We start from the raw sequence: 14,111 nt of genomic DNA on the forward strand, positions 1-14,111 counted from the left end.
AAGGAGAGGGGTGCCAAAGGCGGGGTGAGGTAATATCTATGAATGCAACTCGGTATCAATCTACCAGCCAGCAATCAAATACTATATCTTCAAGTGTTCCCGAAAATATTGTTGATATAACTGACAGCGTGGGACTAATTTATCACCAACTCTCTTAACTAATCCCATACTATATAACTGATACGCTTGTATTGTTTCTATATCAACTGGTTCTGTTGCCGTCACTACTTGCATAAATACCTTGGCTAAGGTGGGATTGACTTGAAAAATATGCAAAAATCGCCGTAAATGTTCTTCATAAATTCCGGCATTTGTGGGAGCAGTTTTTAATAAATTTTCCAATCTTATATCCCCAACTGCGAGGTGATAAAGTGCTAATCTAATTAAATATGGATGTCCTCCAAACATAGACATTAATTGCTGTACTTGGGTTGGATTGTAATCAAGTTTATGACGCTGGGCTAAGTCTTCTATTTGTTCTGGAGCAAACTCCGTCAATTCAACTACTAACCCAACATTAAATGGTGATTGATTTATATCCAATGACCCATAGTTTTCAGTGGAATGTACTACAGCTAATCGTAATTTTTCCCAAATTTCTACCGTTTTCGCTTCTTCATGCCAACTACGTAACATGGCAAAAAAACCTTGAGAAATGTCAGGATATTGAAAAACTCTATCTACTTCATCTAATGCTAAAACTAAATTATTGTTGATTTGATATAGAATATTATCTTCAAAATATGTAGTGCAATTAATAATGCTACCCCTATACTCATCCCAAGATTCATTGAATGAAGTAGTTAATTTCAATTTGTGACTAACATAAGCACAAAAACAGCGCAAAAATTTATCCAAATTACTAAAAATTGTTGCTTCTGCTTGCAACAAGTTTAAACGTACTGTATAGTAACCTCTCTGATTTGAATGAGCAATAATTCTCTCAAGCAGAGATGTTTTACCCATTTGTTTTGGAGCTTTAATCCGAATTAAAGAACCTGCTTGGAGAATCGTTTCATAACAACGTTCTTCTATTGGCGTTCGCGTAGCGTCTCCTGTGGAGAATCGCTGTATATAAAATGCAGAATTCAGTGGCACTAAACCTTCTGGGTATTCTAGCGTAAATTCATTTTTTATGGTACTGTAACTATCATGATGCACTGCTGCTGGCAGAATATTGATATTCCTAAAGTTATAACGCTCGATCGCTGCACGAAAATTAGTTTTACTAACCTCTTCTCCTAATGCTTCTGAAAGTAACTTCCACAGTTTGAAACCTACATCCTGCCGGAGATATTTGGCTGCATAACCTTCATTGGTGGCAATTTCATCATAACTTAGTCCTTGCCATGAGCCTTGAAGGATAATTATTTCTACATCTTTCAAGTGTCTGTTAATTTTGTTAAAGACAACTCCATCTAAAATTTCTAACCCTTCTTCCCAGTTCATTCTTCATCCTGAATAGATATATAGGATTATTATTCGAGTTTTAATAAACGACCTACTTTTGAAAACTGACAAAATCAAAAGTACTGTGTTTAATAAACCACTCAAACATCCATTTCAAAGTAAATCTGCGATCGCGATTTCTTATCTATGCTGGTTTACCATTGTTTTCTCTTGCTTTCTCTGACACTTGTACACACAACCGTATTTTCTTATGTAGAGAAATAAACAAGTTCAACAATATAGGATCTAATTAACCACAGTCTGTTCCTACAATATCATTTAGAGACTTCCAGGGTATCAGCCAAGATATGTGTAAAACTGGGATATTTTGTAAAGTTTAATTTAGCTAGATACGAATGATCAAACCAAAACAAGCAGAGGAGTCAAAACACCATCTTTTGTTTGTCCAATCCCCAAAAAGCGTTCATCTTCTGCGTAAACTCGCAATATTTGTGAAGAATTATTTTCAAAAGTGATCTTCTGACCTTGACACCATTTTTGATCTGCTGGTGCGCTTAAACTGACACAAGGTAAATGCTGCAAAGCTACATCGGGGGGAAGGGGTTGAAAAGTTCTGGCTTGCAATTGTGCTTCTAAATCTGTAAAAGTCAGACTATCTGCTAATTGAAACCCACTGCTAGCAGTACGTTGCAAAGCCGCGAGAGTACCGCCAGTTCCTAATACTGTACCTAAATCACGAGCGATCGCTCTAATATATGTTCCCGTACCACAGGCGATCGCAACATCCACCTCCGGAAATTCCCCCTCTCGCCAGTCTAAAATCTTTATCTTGAATACTTCCACTATTCGTACTGGCGCTTCCACCATTTCACCCTTACGCGCTAAATCGTATAAACGCTTTCCGTCTACTTGTATGGCGCTGTAACTCGGTGGAATTTGTTCTATTTTGCCTTGAAATTTTTGGAGTGCAGTTTTTACCGTTTCTAAAGTTACATTTGTCACTGATTTTTCTGCAATTATTTCTCCTTGTAAATCATCAGTTGTCGTACGTACACCAAGCCTGATCGTTGCTTGATAAGCTTTTTCACCAGGAAGATACTGTAACAAACGCGTAGCTTTACCAAGTGCAATTGGTAACACACCCGTTGCTGCTGGGTCGAGAGTACCAGCATGTCCGACTCGCTTGAGGCGCAAAAGTTTTCGCGTCTTCGCCACACAGTCGTGAGAAGTCCAACCAAATGGTTTGTTGAGATTGAGAAAACCAAACACGATGAATTATGAATTATGAATGATGAATTATGAAATTTTTTGGTTGATAAATATAGCTTGAAATCGGATCGGGGAACTCACCGACCCCTGGTGGGGATTAGGGACAACGGGGATTGGGACAAGGTAAAGGAGAAAGGGGAAAGTGAAAAATACCAACCACTAACTACTAACTACCAACTACCAACTACTAACCATTAACAAATCTAGCCCATTGTTGCAAAATATAAGCGTAAAAAGCCTCTTTATCCACCTTATCCATCGCGTAAATTTTGCGACCTCCAGATACTATCTTTGTACGTCCCTGGCTAAGACCAGAAGTAACAATTTCAGTTTCCCATTCCCGGAGTTGATATAATTCTGGGCGACCTAAATAAGCTGTTGCTAGTACGTCCCAAAAATAATAATCTTGGGGAATTACCAGTGCATAACATTGTCCAGCTAAATCGGAGATGGGATAGTGGCGTTGTTGTGCGATTTTTCGTAGGATCTCAGATGTCACAGGTACATTATTAGTCAAATCTAAAGGACACATAATAATTTCAATCTGAGTTTGCCATACCCGTGCAGCGGAAACAGGATCCCAATACACATTCCATTCTGCGGAACCATCTTGTCCTGGTTCCCAATTTTTTTCCACATTACCAGGGACATTTAGCGCTCCTCCCATCCAGACAATTTTTTGAATTTTGGCTTCAATATCTGGTGCTTTGTCCAAGGCTGTTGCGATCGTCGTTAATGGGCCAGTTACCATTAGCGTCACAGGTTCTGGTGCTTGTTGCAACACTTTTACCATAAAATCCTGACCAGGTTCGGCAACTAGAGGTGTAATAATGCGATCGCTTTGATTAAGAATTGGCAGATGATCTACCACAAAAGAATCACGGCGATAGAGATAGGGGAAAGGATTGATACCGCGTACAGTGCTTTCTGCGACGGGAATATGAGTACCACCCATCAAATCCAGGATTTTCCGCGTAGCGCTAACAGCAGGTTGTACATAACAATCAGCAGGAGTGACAACAACACCTAGAAGTTGGATATGATCCATAGTCATCAACAACATAGTTGCTAAGTAGTCATCTACACCGCCATCGTGATCCATTAATACAAGTTGTTTAGCCATAACAGGAGAATAAATAAATGGATGAGTTTATGAAAGCCGCCATTGACGAAGCAAAACAAGGTAGACAAGAAGGTGGAATCCCCATTGGTTCTGTGCTTGTCAAAGATGGCAAAATTGTAGGCAGAGGACATAACAAGCGCGTCCAAGACAACGATCCTGTCACCCACGCCGAAATTGATTGTCTGCGTAACGCAGGTAGAATTGGCAATTACCAAGGTACAACACTCTATTCAACCTTAATGCCATGCTATTTGTGTGCCGGTGCGGTAGTACAATTTGGCATAAAAAAAGTTGTAGCCGCAGAATCCAGAACATTCCCCGGTGCAAAAGAATTTATGGTATCTCGCGGCGTCGAAGTCGTTGATTTAGACTTAGAAGAATGCGAAAAAATGATGAGTGAATTTATTCAACAAAATCCCGAACTGTGGAACGAAGATATTGGTAAATGAAAGATCAATGATGAAACAATTAATACTTGATCTCAATTAATAACTCCCAATCCCCAATCAGCAATTAGCGAATCTATCTGCGTGCATCTGTGTGCATCTGTGTGCATCGGTGGTCGATTTTCAAATATGATTTTTCCCAGGTTAATAATTGATTGTAAGTAAAAATCCCCGATCCAAAATCTGTATGACTTCACCACCCCAATTGCTTACCGATCCATTTCTGCAACTCCCAACTCCAAATTCAGTCAGAGTCGTGTGGTTTACCGAGTTTGCTGGTAACAAACATTTGGTTTCCTATGGTGAAAACTTAGCCATAAAAGTATTAGCCACAACAACCAAACTTAGCCGTACTCGTGAAGATCAACAATCAAGAGTAGGAAGTCAAACTCAAGACGGACAAATTTATCAAAACCCTGTTTACCGTCATATTTGGAGACATGAAGCTGAAATAACTGGTTTAATTCCCAATACAAGGATTCCTTATCAAATTACAAGTGTACGGGAAGATAACCAAAGTGTCAGTAGTGAAGTGTTTACTCTTGCACCTACACCTACACCCAACACCCCACTAAAAATTCTCCTTACCTCCGATCACCAAATCAAACCGATGGTTGCGGCAAATTTACAAAAAGTTGTAGAAACAGTTGGACGAGTAGATGCAGTTTGGTTTGCTGGTGATTTAGCGAATATTCCCGATCGCGCCAGTGAATGGTTTGATGATAATCGGGGTGGTGCATTTTTCCCCTGTTTACAAGGTCGTGCTAAATATGAAATAGAACATAACGGTATAAAAACAAGCTACACTGGCGGGCAAATTATTCAACATGCACCCATGTTTACCTGCATTGGTAATCATGAAATCATGGGGCGTTATGCTCAAAAAGGCAGTTTGAACGAAGAGTTTAACGATACTATTCCCCGTGCAGCAGCGCTCAAATTATACGGGGAGCAATCCCTCAAAGAGAATTCTTTTAATACTGATACATACGAAGAGATATTTACTTTACCGCAGAGTTCAGAAGGCGGAAAAACCTACTATGCCACTACCTTTGGTGATGTGCGTTTGGTAGTGCTTTATGCTACCAATATGTGGCGCTATACCACTAATGAAGGTAAATATAAGGGAAAATACGGTGAACCAGAAACAGAATTAAACAATCCCCAAGAGTGGGGTTATGGTCAGCATATATACGAACCAATTGCTCAAGGAAGTCAACAGTACAACTGGTTAGTGCAAGAACTCAACAGCCCTGAATTTAAAAAAGCCAAGTATAAAATCGTGATGCTGCATCATCCGCCTCATACTCTAGGTGATAACATTATCCCTGCCTATACTGATCCAGTACAAATGATTGAACAGGATGAAACTGGCAATATTCAAGCAGTACGTTATGAGTACCCCAAACAAGCAGACTACATTATTCGTGATGTGCTGCCATTATTAGAAGCAGCTGAGGTGCAATTAGTATTTTTTGGTCATTCTCATTTATGGAACCGCTTTTGCAGTCCATCGGGGATGCACTTTTTAGAAACTTCCAACGTTGGTAACTCTTATGGCGCTGCGTACGGTAAAACAAAACGTAAGAATTTACCACCTTGGGAAAGTCAGGATTATGTAGCAAGTGGTGATCCTTATGGGTTAGTACCACTCACACCTACAATTGCACCTATTTTAGATGAAGATGGTCAACCCATGCCTTACATTGCCAGTAATGACATAACAGTGTTTAGTATCTTCGATACAGGTACGGGAACGGTGAGTAGCTATCGTTTTGATACGCGCAAGCTAGATGGAGAGGTAATTAAGTTTGATGAATTTAAACTAAATCAATAATTTTTGCTTCTTCTTTCGTCCGCCAAGAAATAAATTTATTTATGAGACAAGATGAAGTGAGTTGTCATATGAAATCCTCAAGCAGCTATTACAGAGGATGGATAGCCTGGAATCGCGCTTTGGCAATGGTGATTTTGATAGCAGTGTGATTGCAAAATCTCCCAGCGATTTAGAGCAGAGGTTAGAAATGATTTCTAACAGGCTGACACAACTAGAATCAGCATTTGTGCGCTTCCAAAACTTTCAAAACAGTAAAAGGTCAACTAGAAAGCAATATTCCCCATATTTTGATGATTCGCACCTTCAATCACAGCTTCAGTCTATGAGTGAGGAAAATCTAGCACGACGATTGGGAGTGGATACAGCTACTTTAACTAAGGAGCGAACAACTAGCAGCCCAGAAGATTTTCTGAGATGGTGTAGGTCGAGAGATCCAGGTAGGCTGGGGTGGCAATATAACTCTCAGTTGAATCTGTACCATCCCGTTAATTAAATAACCATAAATTACATATATTTACTTAGAAGAGCTGAGAATAGTCAGTCATAAGTTGTTGTATATACTTTTATCTCTATGCCTTAAAAACCACATTTTTACTTAATGACATATAAATTTTTATTTTTAATAAAAACCATATAGAGTTTTTTCTTGAAATTATTCTTTATATATAATCAATTAAATCTTATTAAGTAATATTACCAAGGTTTTGAGCAAGAAACAATACGATTATTATATTAGATTGTCAATAGCTACATTATATAGGATGTATTTATAATAACTATCAATAATCTGCGATGATTAACAACTCGCAAACTTACTTTCAAAAGTTAGCCTAAAGCTTGAGGTCACTGTAACAACATGAAAATTGACCAACTGAAGCCAAATGTGATTGTTCGTGGTTCCATCCTTCCTGAGCCTGTACAAGTGCTGGTAGTTATTCCAATGGGTGCTTCAGTAAAACTCATTGGTAAAGGACTCAATACTAATCAGGTTCACGAACCAATACTTAGTGCTTCACAGTTGGATTTGTTAGCATCGACACCAGATAAAGAGCCTTTTGATGGTAATGCACAGCACTTTCGTCTAGGTGTGGAAGCCTTACGCTTAGGGTTCGCCTACGAATATGATCCTTATTTTGCTCTGGCGATCGCCAGAGTAGACCCCTTACCCCACCAATTAGAAGCAGTTTATGACTATTTCCTCAAACAACCACGCATCCGGTTTTTACTTGCAGATGACCCCGGTGCTGGAAAAACTATTATGGCTGGGCTGCTACTCAAAGAACTTAAAGTTAGAGGATTAGTTAAACGCACACTCATTATTACCCCTGCTAACCTTACATTTCAATGGCAGCGAGAACTGAAAGATAAATTTCGAGAGGAATTTGAAGTTGTACGTGGGGATATCCTACGAGCTAACTATGGTTCTAATCCCTGGCAAGAAAAAAATCAAGTTGTTACTTCAGTATCTTGGGTTTCTCGTATTGAAGATGCAAAAGATAGTTTATTAAGAAGTAACTGGGACTTAATTATTGTGGATGAGGCACATAAAATGAGTGCCTACAGTTCAGATAACAAAACCTTAGCTTATAAACTGGGTGAAGAACTTTCAAAAATTACCGACCACTATTTGTTAATGACAGCCACGCCCCATAAAGGCGATCCGAAAAACTTTTGTCTGTTCCTAGAACTATTAGACCGAGATGTTTATGGTGATGTCAGCAGTTTAGAAGAAGCAATGCTACGGAATAATGCTCCTTTCTACCTGCGTCGTACTAAAGAAGCCCTTGTCACCTTTCCTGAAGAAACGGGTATTGTTAAAAAATTATTCACTAATCGCAAAGTTGAAACTATTGAATTTCAAATTGATGCAGAAGAATTGGAATTTTATAATGCACTAACTGATTACGTAGAAGAGCAATCAATTAAAGCTTCAACTGATGATACAGCAAGAGGTAGGGCTTTAGGTTTTACAATGGCAATGCTACAGCGTCGCTTTGCTTCTAGTATTTATGCTGTACGGCGTAGTTTAGAGCGGATGCGCGATAAACGCCAGAGGATTTTAGAAGACCCTGAAGCCTATCGTCAAGAGCAAATTAATAAGAAGCTACCAGAAGATTTTGATGATTTAACTGAAACAGAACAGCAAAAAATTATCGGTGATTTAGAAGGTGTAGTTGCTTCTGTTGACCCCATTGCTTTGAAAAAAGAAATTTTGCAACTAAATGAATTAATTACCCAAGCATTAATTTTAGAAAAACGGGAAGTTGAATCTAAGTTAGTCAAGCTGAAAGAAGTAATTATTCAAGAAGGCATATTTAAAGATCCAAAAATGAAAATGCTCATTTTTACTGAGCATAAAGATACTTTAGATTACTTGGTAGGAAAATTAAAAGAATGGGGATTATCTGTTACGCAAATTCATGGAGGAATGAAAATTGGTGATAGAGATACTCCCAATACTCGTATATATTCAGAACGCGAATTTAGAGAAGATTGTCAAGTTTTAGTAGCCACAGAAGCAGCAGGGGAAGGTATTAATTTACAATTCTGTTGGTTCATGATTAATTATGACATTCCCTGGAATCCAGTGCGGTTAGAGCAGCGTATGGGACGGATTCACCGCTATGGACAGGATAAGGATTGTCTAATCTTTAACTTTGTAGCCATTAATACTAGCGAAGGTAAAGTATTATGGAAACTTTTTGAGCGGATTCGTGCTATTGAAATAGATTTAGACCCAGAGAGAACGGGTAAAGTATTTAACGTACTTGGTGATATTTTCCCTGCTAATCAGTTAGAACGGATGATGCGGGATATGTATGCTCATAACCTCACTGAGTCTGTAATTCTCAATCGGATTGTGGAACAGGTAGATACAGAACGTTTCCGTAAAATTAGTGATTCAGCTTTAGAAGGACTTGCTAAACGGGAATTAAATTTATCACAAATTATTGGTAAATCTGCTGAAGCTAAGGAACGGAGATTAGTACCTGAAGTTATCCATGATTTCTTTGTGCAAGCAGCACATATAGCGGGGATTCATCCCAAGGAAACAGCCAAGGGTAAGAAAATATACAGAATTGGGCGTGTTCCTCGGACTTTATGGGGAACGGGAGATAGGTTAGAAAATCGCTTTGGTAAGTTGGGACGGGAGTATAAAAAGATTACGTTTGATAAAAATATCTTGACAGATGACCCGACATTGGAATGGGTGACACCAGGACATCCCTTATTTGAATGTGTGCGGGATGAAGTTTCAGCACAGGTACAGGAAGACTTGCGGCGGGGTGCGGTGTTTTTTGATTTACATCGTGAGACACCAGCTAGGTTAGATGTTTTCTCGGCTGCGATCGCAGATGGACGAGGTAGAAAACTCCATGAACGTTTATATGTGGTGCAGACAGATTTAGATGGGACAATGACTGTGCGCCAACCAACTTTATTTTTAGATTTAGTACCTGCTAAGGGTGTAGAGTCCAATGTCCAAAATGGGGAAGGTATGGACAATGGGAACTTAGTTAATAATTTACCAGATGATACTAATTTACCTAGTCGAGAACAAGCTGAACAAGCATTAATAGAACAAGAATTAAATAGCTTTTTAACAGAAATTCGCACTCAGCGACAGAAGGAAGTAGAGACAATTTCTAACCACATGGAAATTAGTCTGAATGTGATTATTGATAAAGTCCAGATTCAATATGCAGAATTATTTCAACTCAAAGAATCTGGTTCTAAAGAACAAGGGTTGGATGGTCGCATTAAGCAGTTAGAAGACCGATTATTTGAATTAAATGGGAGGTTAGATCAGCGACGGGAAGAATTGCAGCAAGAAGCCAGTTGTGCAATTACTGATATTCGTCATCATGGACGTGCTTGGGTATTACCCCATCCTGAAAGAAGTTCCCCAGAAATTGCAGCGATGGTATCTGATGATGAGATTGAAAAAATAGCAATTCAAGCAGTTATAGAATATGAAACAGCTAGAGGATGGCAAGTTGTCAGTGTAGAAAAAGAGAATCGCGGATTTGATTTAATATCCCGTGAAATTGATTCTGGCGACCCACTCAAAGCTAGTGCAGTGAGGTTTATTGAAGTTAAAGGACGGGCAAGTATTGGTGAAGTAGCGTTAACAACAAATGAATATAAAACAGCAGAAAGATTAAAGGGTGATTACTGGTTATATGTGGTATTTAATTGTGATTCATCACCAGAAGTTCACACTATTCAAGACCCTGTGCGGTTGGGGTGGGAACCGTTAATTAAAATTGAGCATTATCACGTTGGGTCCGAAAAAATTTTAGGAGGAAATCATGAGTAAACCAAAGACTAATGTAGACAAATGTAACGATTTAAAATCAAAATTTCAAGAAGCAAATCTTTATAATAACTTTGGTAATGTTTTAGTTAAGATGCACGTTCAAGGATTTCGTTGTCATACAAATACTGTTATAGAGAATGTCAGATGGACATTCAAAAGCTTTAGTAATTTTCGTAGAAGATGAAAAAACTAAATCTATAGCTAAAGCTATTCTTACTGAAATTATTCGGCGTGTGGATTCTAACTTTTTAAGTACGGTTGGAATATACCCCGCAGGAGTAAAAAATACAGTTAGAGCTTTAAATGATACCGAAATTAAAGTAGTTGGTGTATTGGATGCGGATCAAAAAGCTATTCCAAAACAGAATATTTTCACTCTTCCAGGGAAATTAGCTCCTGAGAAAGAACTATTTAATAATCAGGCGGTTAAAACTTATATTCAAAAAGAATATCAGCTAGACTTGGATGATTTTCAGTTTTCTTGCTTAGTTGATATAGACCACCATCAATGGTTTGAAAAATTAGCACAAAAGCTTTCTGTTGAAGAATTAGCATTAGTTACTGAGGTGTCTAGAGATTATGTTAAAAATTTACCCGAAAACGAGATATCTTCTCTTGTAAATCAACTTAAAGAAGCTTGTTTAAAATGACTCAATACCCCAAACGCCTAATCGAAGTTGACCTACCCATTAAACGCATTTCTGCTCACGCACGACGGGAGAAATCAATCAAACATGGGCATATTTCCACATTACATATTTGGTGGGCTAGACGACCTTTAGCCGCTTGTCGTGCTGTTATTTGTGCGGCTTTATGGCCTGACCCTGTTGATGAAAATTGTCCCCAGTCTTTTCGAGATTTAGCTACGGAATATATTAATAATTTTGCTAAAAAAGCTATAGCTATAAATAGTGATTTCTCTAAAAATTGTTCTACTGAAATTTGGAATAAATGGCAAGTTTTAGCTAAACCAGAAAATCAGTTAAATTCTCATAATCCTCAACACTGGAATATATTAAGAAATAGCCTCCTAGATTTTATTGCTGATTTTGCAAATTGGGATAATTCTACACAAACTGATTATTTAGAAACCAGTCGGAATTTAACTCAAGCTGCACACGAAGCTTTAGGAGGAATACCAGGAACAAAACCCTTAGTTGTTGACCCTTTTGCTGGTGGTGGTGCTATTCCCTTGGAAGCATTACGAGTAGGTGCGGATGCTTTTGCTTCTGATATAAATCCGGTAGCAGTGTTGTTAAATAAAGTTGTGTTGGAATATATTCCTAAATATGGGCAAACTTTAGCGGATGAAGTGCGAAAATGGGGACAGTGGGTAAAAGAAGAAGCAGAAAAAGAATTAGCCCAATTTTATCCTAAAGACCCGGATGGTAGTACACCAATTGCTTATTTATGGGCGAGGACTATTATTTGTGAAGGTCCAGGATGTGGTGCGGAAGTGCCGTTAATGCGGTCTTTATATTTGTGTAAAAAAAGTAATCGCAATATTGGTTTAAGGATAATTCCAAAACCGGAAGAAAAGCGGGTAGATTTTGAAATTATTGAAAAGCATAAAAATAAATGGGTAGTTGCAGATAACCCAGAAATAGAAGTAAAAAATCCTAGTTTTGATGGCACTGTTAAAAGAGGTTCTGCCACTTGTCCTTGTTGTGGTTATACTACTCCTGTGGCATCTGTGAGAATACAATTAAAAGCCCGTCAAGGTGGTGCTAATGATGCACGTTTATTTTGTGTGGTGACGACTAGAACAAGTCAACAAGGAAGATTTTATCGTTTACCCAATGAACAAGATTTAGAAGCTGTTAAAAATGCAAGTATTGAATTAAAAAAGAGAGTTAATCAACATACAGGAAATTTAAGTTTAATTCCTGATGAACCTACTCCTAAAGGTGGTGGAAGTGGAGCAGGTAGGGCATTTTCTCAGCGAAATTATGGGATGGATAAGTTTCATGATTTATTTACTCATCGTCAAAATTTAGCTTTAACGACATTGGCTAGATTAGTACAAGAAGTAGGCAACAAACTGGCTAATGATAATGATTCAGGATTCGCAATAGCGGCACAAACAATACTGGGGATGGGAGTGAGCCGATTGAGTGATATTTGCAATTCTTTATGTATGTGGGAAAACACAAAGACTCAGGTTCGCCACGCTTTTACTCGTCAAGCTATTTCAATGATGTGGGATTTTGCAGAACCGAATATATTTGCTGATGCCGCAGGTAACTACTATGTGACTTTAACAACGATGCTCGAAGTGATTAGAGCTTTTAGTATCATTGCTACAAGCGGACAAACTGAGCAATTTTCTGCTAATTACCATTCTCTTCCTAATGAATCAGCACAAGGTTTCATTACAGACCCACCATATTATGATGCGATACCTTATTCGGACTTATCAGACTTTTTTTATGTGTGGCTGAAACGAACATTACCGCTATCTGTCGGCATTTCCTTTATTGAAAAATTAACACCTAAAAAAGATGAATGTATAGTTGATGAAATTAAAGGTAAAGACCGCCAATACTTTGAACAAACAATGGCGCAAGCAATGGCAGAAGGTAAACGCATTCTGTCAGAGAATGGAATTAGTGTTATCGTCTTTGCCCATAAATCAACATCAGGCTGGGAAGCACAACTACAAGCAATGATAGATGCTGGATGGACAATTACAGGTTCATGGGCAATAGATACAGAAATGGGTTCTCGTTTACGCGCCATGAACTCAGCCGCCCTCGCTTCATCAGTTCACATAGTCTGCCGTCCCCGCAATACTAACGACATCGGCGACTGGCGCGATGTACTTCAAGAACTCCCCCAACGCATACATGAATGGATGCCACGCCTTGCATCAGAAGGCGTAGTTGGTGCAGATGCCATCTTCGCCTGTCTTGGCCCCGCCTTAGAAATCTTCTCCCGCTACTCCAGCGTTGAAAAAGCCTCTGGCGAACTTGTCACCCTCAAAGAATACTTAGAATACGTTTGGGCAGCAGTATCAAAAGAAGCTCTGAGTATGATTTTTTCAAATGCAGATACTACCAGCTTTGAAGAAGATGCCCGCATCACCGCCATGTGGTTATGGACACTTTCCACAGGTAACATTGACAACAACAACACCAGCGAATCAGAACCCGACGACGAAGACGACGAAACCAGCAGCAAAACCAGTAAAACCGGCGGTTACACCCTAGAATTTGACGCAGCCCGGAAAATAGCCCAAGGACTAGGCGCACACTTAGAACAACTTACCCGCTTAGTAGAAGTCAAAGGCAGTACAGCTAGACTTTTACCTGTATCCGAACGCACACAATATTTATTTGGTAAAGAAGAGTCCCAAGCACCCAGCAAAACCAAAGGTAAAAAAGGCAAAAAGAAAGAAGTTGAACAACTCAACTTATTTGCAGTCATGGGTATCCCTGAAACAGAAGAGGATACAGACTGGGGTGAAAAAACAGTACCCCAACTAGGGAATACTACATTAGACCGCATTCACCAAAGCATGATTTTATTTGCAGCCGGACGTAGCGAAGCCCTGAAACGCTTCCTTCTTGAAGAAGGCGCAGGAAATGACCAACGCTTTTGGGGACTTGCTCAATCCCTATCCGGATTGTACCCCACTGGTACAGATGAAAAACGCTGGGTAGATGGGGTATTAGCTCGCAAAAAGGGATTGGGTTTCTAATGACA

The 14,111-nt window shown here is 39.0% G+C and carries 9 protein-coding genes; 6 read left to right on the plus strand and 3 right to left on the minus strand.

Annotated features, from left to right (window positions below; translation table 11 throughout):
* Window positions 1-81: 81 nt before the first annotated feature.
* From UYK_RS0119820 to UYK_RS0119830, 3 genes are all read right to left on the minus strand, one after another.
* Window positions 82-1,449: an AAA-like domain-containing protein gene (locus UYK_RS0119820; RefSeq protein WP_016872019.1), complete on the minus strand. Its 1,368-nt coding sequence runs from the start codon at window positions 1,447-1,449 to the stop codon at window positions 82-84.
* 360 nt (window positions 1,450-1,809) lie between these two features.
* On the minus strand, window positions 1,810-2,679 hold the full coding sequence (gene truB / locus UYK_RS0119825; protein WP_016872020.1) for a tRNA pseudouridine(55) synthase TruB: 870 nt from the start codon (window positions 2,677-2,679) through the stop codon (window positions 1,810-1,812).
* A gap of 187 nt (window positions 2,680-2,866) precedes the next feature.
* Window positions 2,867-3,802 carry a nucleoside hydrolase gene (locus UYK_RS0119830; protein ID WP_009454371.1) on the minus strand — a complete coding sequence of 312 codons (936 nt, stop codon included), beginning with the start codon at window positions 3,800-3,802 and terminating at the stop codon, window positions 2,867-2,869.
* 17 nt (window positions 3,803-3,819) lie between these two features.
* On the opposite strand from UYK_RS0119830, the gene UYK_RS0119835 reads away from it, so the two are divergent.
* The 6 genes from UYK_RS0119835 to UYK_RS0119860 all read left to right on the plus strand — a co-directional run bounded on the left by UYK_RS0119835 (window position 3,820) and on the right by UYK_RS0119860 (window position 14,106).
* Window positions 3,820-4,251: a nucleoside deaminase gene (locus UYK_RS0119835; RefSeq protein ID WP_009454373.1), complete on the plus strand. Its 432-nt coding sequence runs from the start codon at window positions 3,820-3,822 to the stop codon at window positions 4,249-4,251.
* 184 nt (window positions 4,252-4,435) lie between these two features.
* Entirely contained in the window at window positions 4,436-6,085 is a 1,650-nt protein-coding gene (locus UYK_RS0119840) for a purple acid phosphatase family protein (protein WP_009454375.1), read from the plus strand.
* 61 nt (window positions 6,086-6,146) lie between these two features.
* Window positions 6,147-6,578 (plus strand): hypothetical protein, encoded by a 432-nt coding sequence (locus tag UYK_RS27400; protein ID WP_235182360.1) that lies wholly within the window; start codon window positions 6,147-6,149, stop codon window positions 6,576-6,578.
* Between the two features lie 363 nt (window positions 6,579-6,941).
* The gene (locus UYK_RS0119850; RefSeq protein WP_016872022.1) at window positions 6,942-10,406 is read left to right on the plus strand and encodes a helicase-related protein; all 3,465 of its coding nucleotides are present in this window, start codon (window positions 6,942-6,944) and stop codon (window positions 10,404-10,406) included.
* Between the two features lie 137 nt (window positions 10,407-10,543).
* Window positions 10,544-11,056, plus strand: a complete 513-nt coding sequence (locus tag UYK_RS0119855) for a hypothetical protein (RefSeq protein ID WP_009454382.1) — start codon at window positions 10,544-10,546, stop codon at window positions 11,054-11,056.
* Complete coding sequence (locus UYK_RS0119860) at window positions 11,053-14,106, plus strand: DUF1156 domain-containing protein (RefSeq protein ID WP_016872023.1); 3,054 nt, start codon at window positions 11,053-11,055, stop codon at window positions 14,104-14,106. The genes UYK_RS0119855 and UYK_RS0119860 overlap by 4 nt, the downstream gene beginning before the upstream one ends.
* Window positions 14,107-14,111: the final 5 nt, after the last annotated feature.

Origin of the sequence: Fischerella thermalis PCC 7521 (assembly GCF_000317225.1) — a bacterium.
GTDB lineage: Bacteria > Cyanobacteriota > Cyanobacteriia > Cyanobacteriales > Nostocaceae > Fischerella > Fischerella thermalis.

What these genes read in the sequence shown, in the direction of transcription:
- UYK_RS0119820 (WP_016872019.1), bottom strand. Translation starts at nt 1,449, where the DNA reads ATGAACTGGGAAGAAGGGTTAGAAATTTTAGATGGAGTTGTCTTTAAC.
- UYK_RS0119830 (WP_009454371.1), bottom strand. Translation starts at nt 3,802, where the DNA reads ATGGCTAAACAACTTGTATTAATGGATCACGATGGCGGTGTAGATGAC.
- UYK_RS0119835 (WP_009454373.1), top strand. Translation starts at nt 3,820, where the DNA reads ATGGATGAGTTTATGAAAGCCGCCATTGACGAAGCAAAACAAGGTAGA.
- UYK_RS0119840 (WP_009454375.1), top strand. Translation starts at nt 4,436, where the DNA reads ATGACTTCACCACCCCAATTGCTTACCGATCCATTTCTGCAACTCCCA.
- UYK_RS0119850 (WP_016872022.1), top strand. Translation starts at nt 6,942, where the DNA reads ATGAAAATTGACCAACTGAAGCCAAATGTGATTGTTCGTGGTTCCATC.
- UYK_RS0119855 (WP_009454382.1), top strand. Translation starts at nt 10,544, where the DNA reads ATGTCAGATGGACATTCAAAAGCTTTAGTAATTTTCGTAGAAGATGAA.
- UYK_RS0119860 (WP_016872023.1), top strand. Translation starts at nt 11,053, where the DNA reads ATGACTCAATACCCCAAACGCCTAATCGAAGTTGACCTACCCATTAAA.